Source organism: Mesorhizobium sp. M0954, from assembly GCF_040319155.1.
In the GTDB taxonomy this organism is placed as follows: domain Bacteria; phylum Pseudomonadota; class Alphaproteobacteria; order Rhizobiales; family Rhizobiaceae; genus Mesorhizobium.
Map to the genome: position 1 here is coordinate 1 of NZ_JAMYNR010000018.1, position 15144 is coordinate 15144.

General features: G+C 60.2%; 11 protein-coding genes and 3 pseudogenes. 8 read left to right on the plus strand and 6 right to left on the minus strand.

The features are described 5' to 3' along the window. From NKH93_RS22735 to NKH93_RS22745, 3 genes and pseudogenes are all read right to left on the minus strand, one after another. Positions 1 to 162 (minus strand): annotated as a pseudogene (locus NKH93_RS22735) (ABC transporter permease); the annotation flags it as partial. Then, positions 155 to 1669: a sugar ABC transporter ATP-binding protein gene (locus NKH93_RS22740; protein WP_352692791.1), complete on the minus strand. Its 1515-nt coding sequence runs from the start codon at positions 1667 to 1669 to the stop codon at positions 155 to 157. The gene NKH93_RS22740 and the pseudogene NKH93_RS22735, both read right to left, overlap by 8 nt. Before the next feature lie 86 nt (positions 1670 to 1755). Beyond that, on the minus strand, positions 1756 to 2745 hold the full coding sequence (locus NKH93_RS22745) for an autoinducer 2 ABC transporter substrate-binding protein (protein WP_352692793.1): 990 nt from the start codon (positions 2743 to 2745) through the stop codon (positions 1756 to 1758). Positions 2746 to 2906: 161 nt separating this feature from the next. On the opposite strand from NKH93_RS22745, the gene NKH93_RS22750 reads away from it, so the two are divergent. Further along, complete coding sequence (locus tag NKH93_RS22750; RefSeq protein WP_352900603.1) at positions 2907 to 3965, plus strand: LacI family DNA-binding transcriptional regulator; 1059 nt, start codon at positions 2907 to 2909, stop codon at positions 3963 to 3965. A 2158-nt stretch (positions 3966 to 6123) separates the two neighbouring features. Further along, positions 6124 to 6648: a Ros/MucR family transcriptional regulator gene (locus tag NKH93_RS22755; RefSeq protein ID WP_352749830.1), complete on the plus strand. Its 525-nt coding sequence runs from the start codon at positions 6124 to 6126 to the stop codon at positions 6646 to 6648. A 99-nt stretch (positions 6649 to 6747) separates the two neighbouring features. On the opposite strand, the pseudogene NKH93_RS22760 reads toward NKH93_RS22755, so the two are convergent. The 3 genes and pseudogenes from NKH93_RS22760 to tssH form a co-directional block, all read right to left on the minus strand. Continuing rightward, positions 6748 to 6921: pseudogene (locus NKH93_RS22760) on the minus strand (DUF736 domain-containing protein); the annotation flags it as partial. Between the two features lie 229 nt (positions 6922 to 7150). Beyond that, a pseudogene (locus NKH93_RS22765) lies at positions 7151 to 7276 on the minus strand (FadR/GntR family transcriptional regulator); the annotation flags it as partial. 303 nt (positions 7277 to 7579) lie between these two features. Then, positions 7580 to 10330, minus strand: a complete 2751-nt coding sequence (gene tssH / locus NKH93_RS22770; RefSeq protein ID WP_352972171.1) for a type VI secretion system ATPase TssH — start codon at positions 10328 to 10330, stop codon at positions 7580 to 7582. 67 nt (positions 10331 to 10397) lie between these two features. Here tssH and NKH93_RS22775 point away from each other — a divergent pair, with 67 nt between their 5' ends. From NKH93_RS22775 to tssE, 6 genes are read left to right on the plus strand one after another with little or no spacing between them, the layout of a single operon-like run. After that, a complete protein-coding gene (locus NKH93_RS22775; protein ID WP_352746876.1) occupies positions 10398 to 10619 on the plus strand; it encodes a hypothetical protein in 222 nt (73 codons plus the stop codon). A 47-nt stretch (positions 10620 to 10666) separates the two neighbouring features. Then, complete coding sequence (gene tssA / locus NKH93_RS22780; RefSeq protein ID WP_352972173.1) at positions 10667 to 11845, plus strand: type VI secretion system protein TssA; 1179 nt, start codon at positions 10667 to 10669, stop codon at positions 11843 to 11845. A 6-nt stretch (positions 11846 to 11851) separates the two neighbouring features. Beyond that, positions 11852 to 12388 (plus strand): type VI secretion system contractile sheath small subunit, encoded by a 537-nt coding sequence (gene tssB, locus NKH93_RS22785; protein ID WP_352452817.1) that lies wholly within the window; start codon positions 11852 to 11854, stop codon positions 12386 to 12388. A 2-nt stretch (positions 12389 to 12390) separates the two neighbouring features. Then, a complete protein-coding gene (tssC, locus tag NKH93_RS22790) occupies positions 12391 to 13893 on the plus strand; it encodes a type VI secretion system contractile sheath large subunit (protein WP_023720342.1) in 1503 nt (500 codons plus the stop codon). Between the two features lie 46 nt (positions 13894 to 13939). Then, on the plus strand, positions 13940 to 14401 hold the full coding sequence (locus tag NKH93_RS22795) for an Hcp family type VI secretion system effector (protein WP_352972175.1): 462 nt from the start codon (positions 13940 to 13942) through the stop codon (positions 14399 to 14401). Continuing rightward, complete coding sequence (tssE, locus tag NKH93_RS22800; RefSeq protein ID WP_352749835.1) at positions 14388 to 15143, plus strand: type VI secretion system baseplate subunit TssE; 756 nt, start codon at positions 14388 to 14390, stop codon at positions 15141 to 15143. The genes NKH93_RS22795 and tssE overlap by 14 nt, the downstream gene beginning before the upstream one ends. The last annotated feature ends 1 nt before the right edge of the window (position 15144 follow it).

Genomic DNA, 15144 nt, shown 5'->3' on the forward strand with positions numbered 1-15144 from the left:
ACCGACGGCGAAGATGATGTTGACCGAACTTGTGTTCAGGAGGTCAAACGCATTGCCGAGGGTGAAGAACCGGTCTGTCGCAAACGACAGAAAGGCGCAGATGACCGCGATCACGGCGAGCAAAGCCAGCTCTGTTGCATGAGAGCGGACAAACCTACGCATAGACCGCCTCTTCGATCGCCTGGAGGGACGTGGCGCCGGGAATATATTCGCTGACAACGCGCCCCTGAGCCATGTGCAGCACACGGTCCGCGTTGAAATAGACTTCCGGTACCTCGTCCGAGATCAGGATAATCGACAGGCCGCTGTCGGCCAGCTTGGAAACGATATTGAATATGCCGGCACGCGCGCCAACATCAACACCGACCGTCGGTCCGTCGAGGATCAGCAGTTTCGGTTGAGTGGCCAGCCATTTTGCAATGGCGACACGTTGCTGATTTCCCCCCGACAGGGTCGAAACCGCGTCTTCCTGCATTCCGATCCTAACGCCGAGATCCCTTATCCAGCTACTGACCAGGGACCTTTTGCGATCGCTCGAAATGAAACCGCCCGAAAGAACCTTGTCCAGCGAGGCAATGACAATGTTGTCGGCAATTGATTGGGGCTGAATGAGGCCGAGCGACAGCCGGTCTTCCGAAAGATAGGCGACGCCGGCGGCGATCGCGTCACGGTTGGAACCGAAGCGAACGGGCCTGCCATCCAGCACAACAGAGCCAGACCTCGGCTTGCGCATGCCGAACAAGGTCAACGCCAGCTCGGTGCGCCCTGCCCCAAGCAGGCCGGTGACGCCGAGCGTCTCGCCGCGCCGGACCGTCAATGACACATCCTCGAATTCACCGGGCCGCGACAGCCCTTTAACCTCAAGCATGACCGGGCTCGTGCTCAAATCGCGATGCAGGACGGAATAGTCGAAGGTCTTACCGGTCATCAGCTCGGTGATGCGCGATTGGGTCAGACCTTTGGTCGGGTACACGCCAACCAAGGCGCCGTCGCGCAGCACCGTCACACGGCTGGAGATTTCGAGAACCTCCGCCAGGCGATGACTGACGAACACAACGGCAACGCCCGACGCCGACAGATTGCGCACAATGTCCAGCAGATAGTCGGTTTCAGATTGGGTGAGCGAGGCCGTCGGCTCGTCCATGAAGACAAGCTTCGCTTCGCCGACGAGCGCGCGCGCTATAGCTACGATCTGCCGCTGTGCGATTGGAAAATTGTGGAGTGCGAGATCGACATCGAGGGTAACCCCAAGACGTTGCAAGGCGTTGGTCGCGACACGCCGCATTTCGGCATAGTTCACCAGTCGCGGCCAGCGGCCGATGACAGTCTGGAACGCGATGTTCTCGGCGACGGTCATCTCGGGGAACAGGGCGAGGTCCTGCCAGATGACCTGAATTCCGCCGGCCTGCGCCGTCACCGGTGACATATGGGCGTAGCTCTGGCCGTCATAGTCGATCTCGGCGCCGGCCTCGGGCCTGTACACGCCAGTGATGACCTTGATCAGCGTGCTCTTGCCTGAACCGTTCTCGCCGGCGAGGCAATGCACCTCGCCCGGCAGAACCTCGAAGCTGACATTCTTCAGCGCCTTGACGCCGCCAAACGTCATGTTGACATTTCGGAGCGATAGCAGCGGCCGTGACGCGGAGCCATCGGGTGCCTGATCAGCCATCGAGTTGAACCTGGATCTAATCGCGTTGACACATCCTCAGCCGGGCCGGCTCGAGGCCAGCCCGGCTGCCACAGCCTTGCGAGGCTTTACAGGCCCATCGCCGCAAGGCCGTCGACAGTGTCCTTGTTGATCGGGACCAGCTGATCGACGATGATGTTATGGTTTTCGAAGTCGGGCTTGACTGTCCCCAGCCCTTCGATCGTATCGCCATCCTTGACTTCTTTGCCCTTCATGAGCTGGTCGGCCAGCGTGACGAAAACCTCACCCGCCTGCTTCGGATTCCACATGAAGCCGCCGGAGATCGCGTCGCTCTTGATGAGCTTCTGTCCCTGCCCCGGCGAGAATGGGCCGAGCACGAATATCTGGCCCACCTTCCGGCGCTCTTCGATTGCGCGGCCAGCGCCGATCGGGCCTTGGCTGCCGAAGGCAAGGAAGCCTTTCAAGCCGGGATTGGCGGAAATCAGGTCAAGTGCAGTGCTGCGGCTCTTGTCCACATCCTCGGCGACGCCATAACGATCGCCGACAAGCTTCATGTCCGGATGGTTCTTCTTCAGATACGCGATTGCCGCATCGGCCCAGGCATTGTGCAGCGGCACCGTCAGCGAACCAACGAAGACTGCATATTCACCTTTGCCGCCCATCTTGTCCGCCAAGAGCTTGGCATGAGCCTCGCCGAAGCCGGTCGCGGACGCGAGTTCGAAATCCCAGTCGGCGCCCTTCTGGCCGGGCGATTCATGCGTGATGACGATGATGCCGGCGTCCTTCGCCTTCTGCAGGACAGGTTCAAGCACCTTCGCGTCATTCGGCACGACACCTATGACCTTGACGCCCTGTGCGATCAGATCCTCGATGGCGCGAACTTGCAGTGCCGGATCGGCACTAGTCGGGCCAACCATGAATGCGTCGACGCCGAGCTTCTGGCCGCGCTCCTTGATCCCCGCCTCCATTGCGTTGAACCAGGGAATGCCGCCGATCTTGACGACGACGCCGACTTTGCCGGCCTGCTGAGCCATGGCAGCGATTGATCCGCCAACCATAAGGGTCGCGGCGAGCGCCGCGATCATGATTTTTTTCATCTGTACTCCTCCCATAGCGTTCCCAAAGGGAACATACGTCCGCCACCGATTTGTGCTTGCACAATCGATGGTGCAAAAACTATCTTGCATCAAGATGCGCTCGTCAAGGGAGATATTGCTTCAGCGGGATATTGCTCTAAAGAGACCCTCCGGAGGGCCACATGGATCAGCAGGTCAAGAAGAAGGCGACGATCTATGATCTGTCCGTGCTATCGGGCAGTTCGCCGTCGACCGTGAGCGCGGTGCTGAATGGCACTTGGCGCAAGCGCCGCATCAAAGAAAGCACGGCGGAAACAATTCTCAGCCTCGCCGAACGCCACCAGTACACCACCAATCTGCAGGCGCGAGGCTTGCGACGGTCGCGATCGGGCCTGGTCGGCCTGATGCTGCCCATCCACGACAATCGCTACTTCTCCTCCATGGCGCAGACATTTGAGGGACATGTGCGCAGCCGCGGTCAATGCCCGGTCGTGGTCAGTGCCAGCCGCGACCCGGAAGAGGAACGGCGGACCGCGGAGACGCTGATTTCCTACTCAATCGACCAGCTCTTCATCGTCGGCGCCACCGATCCGGACGGCGTGCACGAGGTCTGCGAGGCGGCGGGACTGAGGCATGTCAACATCGACCTGCCGGGAGCAAAGGCGCATTCGGTGATCAGCGACAACTATGAGGGCGCGCGGATGCTGACGGAGGCAATCATCCGCCAATTCGGCAATGATGACCCCCTGCGGCCGGACGAGCTGTTTCTGTTTGGCGGCCGCAACGACCACGCAAGCCGCGAACGCATCGCCGCTTTCCATGCGACCAAAAAGGCACTGTTGGGCGCCGACCCTGATGACGGAGTACAGTCCTCCGGCTATTCGCCCGAGATAACGTTGCGTGCCTTCGAGGCATTTTGCCAACGCCGTGGCAAGCTGCCGCGCGCATTGTTCATCAATTCGTCGATCAATATGGAGGGTCTGCTGCGTTTCATGGCGGGCCGGCCGGCGGAGATGTTTAGCGAGCTTGTCGTCGGTTGCTACGACTATGACCCATTCGCCTCTTTCCTGCCCTTCCCCGTAATCATGGTGCGGCAGAATTTTGAGGCGATGATTGCGAAAGCGTTCGAACTGGTCAATGAACCGCCGACGGCCCCGCAGATTTTCCTGATTGCGCCGGAGTTGATCCAACCGAGGTCCGCTTTGAAAGGGCCGCTCGACACGCTGAAGGATATAGCGTGAGCGCCCCGAGAACGGATCTTTGCACAGCTCCCCGCACGCAGGTATCAAGACCCGAGACGTGTAGCGTCGTTATGGAAACCAGCGGCGGTTCGTACCTCACAGGGGTGCGCGGGTTTGCCTGTTCATGACGTGTGCACGGCTCTGATCTGAACCGGTCGGATGCAGCCGGCGTCGATCCCGTCGGGCAGGGCTCCGGGAACTGTCCTGTCCCTTGACAGTGGAAATCTGATTTCGGGCCAGTCCAACTGGCGGTTACTAGACGTATGGCCAACTCATGCGCCTAAGTTTGTCTACGGCTCGCGCGCACCTGGCAAGCCCGCCCACCTAGTCCCCAGCTTGGTGCAACAGCGCCCGTCCGGCTCCGCCGCACCCAACCGTGCGGCGGGCTTTTTCCGCGGTGGAACACCGGCGCGCAGGGAAGTTCGGCAAAGGCAGCAAACCCTTCGCCTCACAGTATTGCTGCGGGATCGCTTGTCCTGTCGCCCACGTTTCGATCGACAAGGTCATATCGACCGACAACGCTCGCTAGGGCTTCCCGATGATGGGAGTCATGCTTGGTCCTTTCTCGGCAGAGAGCCGGCAACAAGCCGAAGGCGTTCATAAAGAACAGCCTCGTCGAACTCGCCGTCCGAGAAGAGTGCCACTGCGGTCATGCTCAGGCGCTCCGCTTGCTGGCTACTAACCGAGATACCGGCCTCGGCGCAGACACGATGAAAGACCTCTGTTTCAACAAGGCCAAATCGCCAGGATAATATGCCACTCATTGAGACAGGCCCATGGCAGCTGCTTCGACGATCGCCTCGGTTAGCTCTTCGTCGGATGCGACCAAACAAGGCGGAGCCTGCCTAATTTGCTTCAGTGCCGTTTTCATCGAAACTGTGTCGCCATACTCGGCCCTATTTAGAAGTGCAGCGATGCTTGTTCTAGAACTGGAGTTACCCGTTGCGCATTGCTCATCCAATCCATCCCCAAAGACACGCCCCGCTGGGACTATTCCCGATTGGCTTCAATTGGATGTAACAAACGTACGGTTGCTCCACCGTTGCTTAGCCGCTCAGTCCGGAATATTGGTGAAAATTTATTCGGCCTGCGTCTTAATGCGATGGCTGTGTTTGGAGTGCGGGTGCATGCTACGGAGCTCTGGCCTTGGCCGGCTGTCCTTTATCGAATTCCAAATGCCCATATTGGTCGAGAAGCCGCCCAGGGCCTTGCAGGCCTTCAACCTCCCACACCTACGGCAAGGGTGGTCCTGTTCTAAGCGCTCGTTCGACGAACCTCGGAAGATCATCGTCGGTAGTGGGCCTACCTCTTCCGAGGCGGCGCCGCGTCCTCGAGTCCAACATTTGCGAGTAGAGCGTCAGAGCCTCATAGCCAAGCCAGATGCCACGTCGGTCCAGCTCAGCGTCGTGAACAACAATGTCTCGCTATATGGGGACTATGACTTTGACGTCGCTATTGGCCTGGTCGAGACGGACGCGAACGGCGCCATCAGGTATGAAGATGACGGCAGGCACCGTGCACGAGTTCGCTATAACTATTCGGCATATGTGAGCGTAGGTGCGCGAAAATATCCCATGGAGATGCCTCTGCACCGGTCCAGTATGCTGCCGTGGTCTTCGGCGGCCTGATGGCGGGGCTGGCAGGCGTTTCTTTCTGTCGGCCAAGCGGCGCGTTTCGTGCCGGACATGACCAACGGACGCGGCTGGCTGGCGATCATCATCCTCATCGCCGGCCTGTGGCGGCCCTACCCGATTTGGTAGCGGCACTAGTGTTTCCTTCCTCGACGCGCTGCAATTGCAAATCCAAGGCATCGGCATAGCCATTCCCTACCAATATATGTTGATGATGCCCTATGTTGCGGCGATCGTCGCGCTGATGATCCGTCGCTCGCGGGCCAGCGCCCCGGCCATGCTCGGCGTGCCGTACGCACGGAATAGGGCAGCGCTGTCCGAAGCCGCTGCTCGCTTTCAGTATTCCCGACCAGCACGGCTGTCGCCATCGAGCGCGTCCAAGCTTGTCTGGAGGCGATGAAAGCGAAGCTTGCCGGCTTGATATTTGTGGGGAAAAGGGTTTGTTGCGGAATAACCAATTGTTTGCCTGGTTGGCAATAAACAGCTCATCCATTTCAACGCGCGCCATTAGACAAGAGGAAAGCTCGATGACGGTTTCTCCAGACCAAAACGACCAGGCTGATCTCGTAGCAATTACCGCCGACATCGTTTCCGCCTATGTTTCGAACAATCCTCTGCCGGTCGGCGAGTTGTCGAAGCTGATCGGGGACACCCATGCCGCTTTGCAAGGGGTCGGCAAGCCCGTGGCTCCGGCCGCAGTCAAACTGGAGCCCGCGGTGTCGATTAAGAAATCGGTGACACCGGATTTCATCATCTGCCTGGAAGACGGGAAGAAGTTCAAATCCTTGAAGCGTCATATTGGGACGCATTACAATCTGAGCCCTGACCAATACCGCCAGAAATGGAACCTGCCCTCGGATTATCCGATGGTGGCGCCGAACTACACGGCTACCCGCTCGGCCCTGGCAAAATCGATAGGCCTGGGGCGCAAGGCAGCAGTGCCAGCAATAGCTGCGGCAGAAAAACCAAAACGAGCTGTTCGCACCGCGGCAGCGACAACCGCAATCAAGTCGCCGGTGAGGAAGGCGCGCAAGGCACCCGTTAAAGCTTAGAGTGCTGCACCCAACGTATGTGCTAGTCAGCAGCGGACCTGAACATGGCGAAGCCCCGCCTTTTGCGGCGGTGCTCCGTTTGGGCGGATGACTCTGCGGTGGGGCGGACCAGATGAGGGAGAACTCGCCCTCGGTCTCGGTTTCGACCAGGCTCGCATAGATCGGAGCGGGGAAGCTCGGATCGTCGAGCTTGACCGAGTGATAGTCGCGGCCCGCGCGCGAGGTCTTCTTCCATGCGGCGCCGAACTCGGTAGCGCCGGCGAAGATGCGGAAGCATTTCTCATTCGACTTCGACCGGGGTGAACCTCACCGTCCTTCACGCCGAGGTGGCGGCGATCCGAAGTGACGCTGGCGCCTCGCGCCAGTTGTTGGTGGCGGCTTTGGAGCGCCGGCTGACGCTCATCGCTCCGTGCCGTTGGTGATCGATACCATGCGGTCAAGACAAGGCCCGAGCGCCTTGAGGCTCCCAACCAGTCCGCCGAGGATGTGAACGCATGCTACATAAGCGCGGGTCTGTCGGCAATTTGTCACCAGGCGCGTAGAAGCCTGCTTCGATCTGGTCACGCAGCGCATCTGCGACCTCCGCAACGAACGACCTGCGGGACGTTCGATGTTCGACCTGCTGCATGGGTCCTCCAACTTTTGCGGGCCATGACGTCGCATACTCCCGGCGCGAGATAAAATCGAAGTCATCATACGAAAATTCAGCTTCCGAGGGCGGGATTGCTAAAGTCATCATGTGCCCTCTGCTATGCACCGCATCTCGCTCGCCGGTCGGCTGCGCGCTTTTCCAGCAGGCAGAACTGCGGGCGATGGCGGCGATGATTGTCCTCGGATAGCGAGCTGAGCGCGTGCAAGCCGCAGGTATCAATTAGCGGACATCAGCTCAATGCAGTAATCGGCCGAAAGGGGCCGCCATAATTCGCCTGGCCTATTCGAAGGAATAGGTAAACCCTTGGCCTGAGGCGCCAACCGTGACCTTCGTCATCTTTTCGCCCGTGAGCGACCGGTTCAGCACGCCGCGGCTCAGTTCCGGAAGAAGCGTGTTGGTTAGGATGGCGTCAATCATTCTGCCGCCGGATTCGATCTCCGTGCAGCGGGTCTTGACCAGATCCATTACACCGTCGCCGATTACCAATTCCGCATCGTTGGTCGCGCGCAGCCGGCGAGCTATCTTGGCGAACTGGTGACGGGTGATCGCTTCGATCATCGAATCCGAAAGCGGAAAGTAGGGGATGGTCACCACCCGGCCGAGAAAGGCCGCGGGGAAGACTTTCAGCAATGGGCTGCGTAACGCGGCGTCCAGTTCGTCGAGCCCTGCCCGGACCGCACCATTCCGTGTCCGGTCCATGATCACTTCTGAGCCGACATTCGACGTGAGAAGGATCAGCGTGTTCTTGAAATCGATGCGTCTACCTTCACTGTCGTCCATCATCCCTTTGTCAAAGACCTGGAAGAAGATTTCGTGCACGTCCGGGTGCGCCTTCTCGACCTCGTCGAGCAGGATCACCGAATAGGGTTTGCGTCGCACCGCCTCGGTGAGAATTCCTCCCTTGCCGTAGCCGACATAGCCGGGCGGCGCGCCCTTCAAGGTAGAGACCGTATGCGCCTCCTGGAATTCAGACATGTTGATCGAGATCAGGTTCTGCTCTCCGCCGTAAAGCGTTTCGGCCAGTGCCAAGGCGGTTTCGGTCTTGCCGACGCCCGAGGGGCCGCAAAGCAGGAATACACCCACCGGCTTTTCCGGAGCGCCGAGACCGGCGCGGCTGGTCTGCACGCGCTTGGCGATCATCTCCATGGCGTGATCCTGTCCGACAACGCGCTCGGACAGAGTGGCCGCGAGCCGCAGCGCCTTCTCGGTCTGACTTGACAGCATCCGCCCCGTCGGGATGCCCGTCCAGTCCTGGACCACGGCCGCCACGGCGTTGCGGTCGACCGATGGCAGGATCAGCGGTGTTTCGCCTTGCGCCTCGGCCAGTTCGCTCATCAGTTCGCGCAGCCGAGCGAGATCGGCAGCCGGATCGGGAGGAGAAGTACCGCCTCCCGCCGGAACCTTCGTCCCGGCGTTGGACCGTTCGGTCTCCGGCAGGTCCACGCTCTCTGTCTCAGTGGCGGCCTCCTGCCCTTCCACGGCATCGAGAGGCACGCCGTCACCGCGCAGCCTGGCGCGCAGTTCGAGTATCTCGGCCACCAGCGCCTTTTCGCGCTCCCAGCGCTGCTGCGCGGCTGCGAGCGTGCGTTCGGTCTCGGCAAGTCCGGCTTCGACCCGTGCCTGCCGCTGGGCCACTTCGATGCCGATTGCAGCCTCGCGGCCGATAATGCCGCGCTCGACCTCCAGCGCCTGATGACGGCGCATGATGTCCTCGACCTCGGCCGGCGTGGCGTACTGCGATACGGCGACACGCGCGCAGGCGGTGTCGAGAAGGCTGACCGCCTTGTCCGGCAACTGCCGCGCCGGGATGTAGCGATGCGACAGGGCGACCGCCGCGTCGATCGCCTCGTCCAATATCTGCACTTCGTGGTGCTGTTCGAGAACGCCGGCTACGCCGCGCAACATGAGGATGGCAACCGATTCCGAAGGCTCGTCGATTTTTATCACCTGGAAGCGGCGGGTCAGTGCCGGGTCTTTCTCGATGTGCTGCTTGTATTCCGACCAGGTCGTTGCCGCTATCGTGCGAAGTTCGCCGCGCGCCAGCGCCGGCTTGAGCAGATTGGCAGCGTCGCCGGTTCCGGCAGCACCACCGGCACCGATCAGGGTATGGGCTTCGTCGATGAAGAGGATGACCGGCGCTTCAGAGGATTGAACTTCGTCGATTACGGCCTTCAGTCGTTTTTCGAATTCACCCTTTACGCTAGCGCCTGCCTGCATCAATCCAACGTCGAGCATGCGCACGCTCACTCCCTGCAGTGGGGGCGGCACATCGCCTTTGGCGATGCGCAGAGCAAAACCCTCCACGACTGCGGTCTTGCCGACACCCGCCTCCCCGGTCAGGATCGGGTTGTTCTGGCGGCGCCGCATCAGTATGTCGACAATCTGCCTGATCTCCGGATCGCGGCCGACGACCGGATCAATCTTTCCGTCGCGGGCGCGCTGGGTCAGGTCGGTGGCATATTTGGCCAGTGCCGAATCCCCGCCCGGAACCCGCCGCGGCGCCTCTGCCGCGGCGACCGTAGGCGAAGCGCCGGCTTCGAGTGAGCCCTCCGTGATATCGGCGAAGCGCGCCACTACGGCGTCGGCGTCAATTTTGTCGAACTCGCCGCTGATCTTCGACAGCAGGCCTTCCAGTACCGGTGTCTTCAGGCAAGCAAGCAGAACATGTGCGCTGCGAACCTCCTCCACGCCGAATTCCAGTGTTGCCAGATTCCATGCCTCCTGGATGGCGTGGAAGATATGGTCCGAAAACTCTTCGATCGAGGTTGCGCCATAAGGCAGTTTGTCCACCGCGCGCGTCATATCGGCCGTAAGTCGGCTCGCATCCAGTCCCGCATCGGCGATCATCATTTGCACATCCGAGCGGTCGGAGAGCACGAGCTGCTCAATGAAGTGGACGAGTTCGACGTAAGGATTGCCGCGCAGCTTGGCACTGTCGGCCGCTGCCTTGAAGGCGCGCAACCCTAGAGGATTGAGCTTGCCGACCAGTTCCTTGCGTTTGAAACTCTGCGATGACCGGCGCTGTTCCATCGAACGTGCTCCTGCACTCTGCAAGTCGATAACCTGCCACATAAGCAGCCGCTTGACAAAGTGCGGGATGAACAAAGGTTTCGATCCCCGATTATGCGGGCTCCCATCATTGGTGGAAGATCCTGCATCGCCGGCTGCAAACAACCACGAGCCTGAGATCCCAGGCACGACATTTCCGGTCCAGGGCTCGGCAATCACGCCTTTCGGATTCCACAATCAAGACAAGGCTGCATTAGGTTTTGTTAATTTTTCCGCACTCGCTGAATTGTGGAAAAGCGCAACCGTGTGATAACGTAGGGGCAGGTCGGCCTCAGGGCCGGCGACTGGGGGATCGGTGTGATCGACGTCGCACTCTGGCTTGCTCCGCTCGACGGTGAAAATCCGTCGGGAGAGGATTTGCGTAACGATCCGGCGTTTCACGAACTGGAGCGCCTGACGGAGCCCCAGGTCAAGGTTGTCCATGACGGCAACAACAGGCCGGTCTCGCAAAGCACCATTCCCGTTGACTGGCCAGCAGTGCTCACCAAGGCTGAGGAATTGCGCGCGCGTGGCCGCGACTTGCGCCTGATTGTAATTGTCACACGCGCACTGGCCAACGAGCAGGGACTGGCCGGGTTGGCGCAGGGTCTGACGCTTATTGGGCGGACGTTCGACCTGCATTGGGAAACCATGCACCCGGCGCTGCGCCCCAACACGTCGCCTCGCGAGGCCGCCTTGCGCCGCATCAACGCGCTGCTCGAACTTCAAAATGGTCAGGACGGGCTGCTGGCCAACCTACGGCAAATGACTTTCTTTGCGCCACGCTCGATCGGGCCGATCAGCGGACGCGACCTGGAACACGCTGCGCTCGACGACCACGTCATGCTGCAAGAAGCAGCGTCAGGATTGAATGCGGCCGAAAAGGCAGCGCTTGTCAGTGCGCACGGACAACTGTTGAATCGGGTCCGTGCCGGGTGCGCGGCACAGGCGGATCAAGCCAATGAGGAAATGCAGTCGCTCATCGCCAATGCGCGCGCGGCGGTCGCGGCACTGGAAGCCGTCGAGACAGCCCTCAACGCTCGCCTTGAAGGCAGCGGCGGGACCACCATTCCGGAATTAAAACGGTTCCTGCAGCGTTTGTTGACAACCCTCGAGCGCAACTCGGCTGCCGGCGCGATGGCGAATGGCTCGGCAAAGCCGTCCCCTTCGCTTGCAGAACCGGTAATGCCTGCCCGAAACGGTCATGGAGCCGATGCAATGGCAAGTGTGGCTGGCTGCGCGGACTCGAGCACCGGACTCCCTGACAGGATTTCATCGCGCGACGACGTGGTAAAATGCCTGGACCTCGTAGTCGCCTTTTATGACCGCACCGAACCGTCGAGCCCGATTCCCCACCTCGCCCGCCGTGTGCGCCGGATGGTGCATATGGATTTTGTAGAACTGATGGAAGATCTCGCCCCGTCGGGATTGAAGGAGTTCCGGCTTCTTGCCGGCGTACCCGATGCCAAGAAGACGGCTCAGAAGGATGAAAGGTAGCAAGCAATGCCAGCCGAAAGCAAAGCCAAGGTCATCGAACGAAATCGCGCGCCGCGGGTGCAGATCGCCTATGACGTGGAAACCTATGGCAGTCCAACGACAATCGAGCTGCCGTTCGTCATGGCCGTCATGGCGGACCTTTCAGGCGCTTCGCAGACCAAGGAAGCGTCGAAGTCGATACTGGACCGCTCCCTTGTCGAGACCGATGCGAACCGTTTCCCGCGTTTCATGGAGGCACTTGGACCACGCGTGAAAGCCCGCGTGAAGAATACGCTGCCCCAGGCCGAAGGCGCCGAGCGGGACGAGGAGCTGGCGCTCGACCTCACCTTCACCAAGATGGGCGATTTTGCGCCGGACAAGATTGCCGAGCAGGTGCCCCAATTGGCCGAAATCCTCAAGATGCGCCGCCAACTCGAGGAACTTCTCGGCTTCATGGACGGGCGCGTCGACGCCGAAAAGCGTATTGCGCAACTGCTGAACAATGAACCGCTTCTTGGCCAGATCGCCAGCCAGGCACTGGCGGACGACAAGGCAGGGGAATGACCATGGCCGAACAGCAAAAAACCGCCGCCGTCGCCGAGGCGGAAACCATTGATCTTGGAGAATTCAGCGGACTCCTCGAGAAGGATTTCAAGGTCAAGAAGGACGACAGCGAAAAGCTGCAGCAATTGGTGCGCAATCTCGCACTTGCAGCGCAGACACGTTCCGATACCACGACCATCTCGTCGAATGCGATCAAGTCGATCAAGTCGCTGATTGCCGGAATCGACAAGATGCTTTCCGAACAGGTCAACGAGATCCTGCACGCGCCGGAAGTGCGCGAAATGGAGGGCACATGGCGTGGCCTGTGGTATCTCGTCAACAATACCGAGACGGATCAGAAGCTGAAGATCCGGGTGATGAACATCTCCAAGGAGCAGCTGGCCGACACGCTTGAGGATTATGAGGGCCAGATGTGGGATCAGAGCCCGATCTTCAAGAAAGTCTACACGGACGAGTATTCGATGCTTGGCGGCGAGCCGATCGGCTGTGTGATCGGTGCGTACGAATTCTCCAACCACCCGCGCGACGTCGGTCTGCTGCGCAACATCTCCGGCATCTGCGCCTCAGCGCACACGCCTTTTATCGCAGCTGCCTCGCCTCGCCTGTTCCGCATGGATAGCTGGCAGGAATTGCCGAATCCGCAGGACCTGCAGCAGATCGTCTCCAACCCCGCCTATGCCTCCTGGCAGTCGCTGCGCGAGAGCGAGGATGCACGCTACATCGGCCTGACCATGCCTCGCGTTCTGGCGCGGCTGCCGTATGGCACCGATACCGTTCCGGTGAAGGGCTTCACCTTCGAGGAGGAGGTGCATGGCGACCACAACAAATATGTCTGGATGAACGCTGCCTTCCCGATGGGCGTGAACATAAACCGCAGCCACAAGCTCTATGGCTGGGGTACGCAGATCCGCGGCGTCGAAAATGGCGGCACGGTCCTCAACCTGCCAGTGCACAGCTTCCCGACCGATGATGGCTCGATAGCGATGAAATGTCCGACGGAGGTCGCCATCGACGACCGGCGCGAGGCGGAGCTGGCCAAGCTCGGCCTGATGCCCATCCTGCATCGAAAGAACACCGATCTCGCCGCCTTCATTGGCGCCCATTCGCTGCAGGACGACGAGACAAGGGCGGGACGGCTGGTCGACCCCGATGCGCAAGCCAACGAGCGGCTGAGCGCCAACCTGCCCTACCTTTTCCCGGTCTCGCGCTTTGCCCACTACCTCAAGGCGATCGCGCGCGACAAGGTCGGTTCGTTCAAGGAGCGCTCCGACATGCAGATCTGGCTGACCGAATGGATCAACCGGTATGTGTTGGCCAACCCGGCCTTTGCCGATGACAAGGCGCGCGCCAAGCGCCCGCTCGCCGCCGCCGAGGTTCAGGTGGACAGCGTGGAGGGACGCCCAGGCTACTACAATGCCCGCTTCTATCTGCGCCCGCATTATCAGCTGGAGGGTATCAATGCCTCGCTCCGGCTGGTTTCGGAACTTCCGTCCGTAAAGACTTGATTTGCAGCAACAACATCTTGGTTTTTGAAAGCGGTGGAGAAAGACAATGCCCACAAATACGAAGATTGATGGCTTTCTAAAGGTTCCGGATATCAAAGGTCCAAGCACTCGTGATGGCCATGAGGACGAAATCGAAATCCATGGCGTCGATTACAAGATGATCGCACCCTATGATCCAAACTCGCTCTCGCGCCGCGGTCGTGTGTCCTTGGGTATGATCAAGTTCACCAAGCATTATGACAAGTCCTCGCCCTACCTGAAAAAGGCGCTGTTCGAAAACAAGGCCCTGGACGAAGTCGTGTTTTCGGCACGGCGGACCATTGATGGCGAGACCAAGGATTACCTGGTCGTCACACTCACCGACGCCTCGATTATGCAATACGACATGTCGCAGGCCGAGGATGAGGAGGACCTGATCGAGGAAGAGGTCAGCTTTGCCTACAAGAAAATAAAGTTCGTCTACGACGACAACGACGAAATCGAAATGGATGTCTATGTCGGCAAGTGAGGCCCGGCGGCCCGGCGCGGACAAGTCGCTGGGTAGCGGCAGCTCGCGAGCAAAGCGCGAAGCCGTCCAGCCCTCTCTATGGGACCGCCTCGTAAACGATCTGCCGGGTATGACCTCCGAGATAGACGGGCTGCGCCAGGCACTGCAGGACGAGCTTGGCGCGGAGCGGCTGGACAATCTTGTTGCGGCCAGCGCGCGGCTCATCGACGCCGACGCGGAGTTGACAGCCGACCAGAAGCGGCGTCTGCATCGCCTGGCCTTTCAGAGCCAGCACCGCGCTGAAATCGAAAGCCGCGGCGTGGTGGTGTCGGCGCGTGTGCTCAAGGAAGCCGTGCGGCGCGATGTCGAGGCTTTGTTCAATACCGAGCGCTTCGAGGCCGTTCCGCTGCTTTCCGACCTTGAAAGCGAACAGGCCACGGACAACCCACCGTCGCTCGCCGATTTTCCGGAGGTGCGTCGCAGCGTCGTCAATTACGGAGTGCCTTCCTTCTCGGGCCGTTCTTCCCGCGACTTTGATCGCGAGGCCCTTGCGCGCGAGATCCGCTCGGTGCTTGCCACCTTCGAGCCGCGTCTCAAGGACAGTGCAACAAAGGTTACCGTAACCCTTGGCGACAAAACCGTGGGCCTGAGGATCGAGATAGATGCGGTGTTGATCATGACGCCCACGCCCGAACGCATGCGCCTGCGCACCACGATCAATCTCGATAACGGCTTGGCTCGGACCGAATTTAGGGAAGCCTGAG

Excerpts from the sequence above, each read along its gene's own strand:
- NKH93_RS22795 (WP_352972175.1), top strand. The coding sequence starts at position 13,940 with ATGCCCACAAATACGAAGATTGATGGCTTTCTAAAGGTTCCGGATATC.
- NKH93_RS22755 (WP_352749830.1), top strand. The coding sequence starts at position 6,124 with ATGACGGTTTCTCCAGACCAAAACGACCAGGCTGATCTCGTAGCAATT.
- tssC (WP_023720342.1), top strand. The coding sequence starts at position 12,391 with ATGGCCGAACAGCAAAAAACCGCCGCCGTCGCCGAGGCGGAAACCATT.
- tssH (WP_352972171.1), bottom strand. The coding sequence starts at position 10,330 with ATGGAACAGCGCCGGTCATCGCAGAGTTTCAAACGCAAGGAACTGGTC.
- NKH93_RS22745 (WP_352692793.1), bottom strand. The coding sequence starts at position 2,745 with ATGAAAAAAATCATGATCGCGGCGCTCGCCGCGACCCTTATGGTTGGC.
- NKH93_RS22740 (WP_352692791.1), bottom strand. The coding sequence starts at position 1,669 with ATGGCTGATCAGGCACCCGATGGCTCCGCGTCACGGCCGCTGCTATCG.
- NKH93_RS22750 (WP_352900603.1), top strand. The coding sequence starts at position 2,907 with ATGGATCAGCAGGTCAAGAAGAAGGCGACGATCTATGATCTGTCCGTG.
- tssE (WP_352749835.1), top strand. The coding sequence starts at position 14,388 with ATGTCGGCAAGTGAGGCCCGGCGGCCCGGCGCGGACAAGTCGCTGGGT.
- tssB (WP_352452817.1), top strand. The coding sequence starts at position 11,852 with ATGCCAGCCGAAAGCAAAGCCAAGGTCATCGAACGAAATCGCGCGCCG.
- NKH93_RS22775 (WP_352746876.1), top strand. The coding sequence starts at position 10,398 with ATGAACAAAGGTTTCGATCCCCGATTATGCGGGCTCCCATCATTGGTG.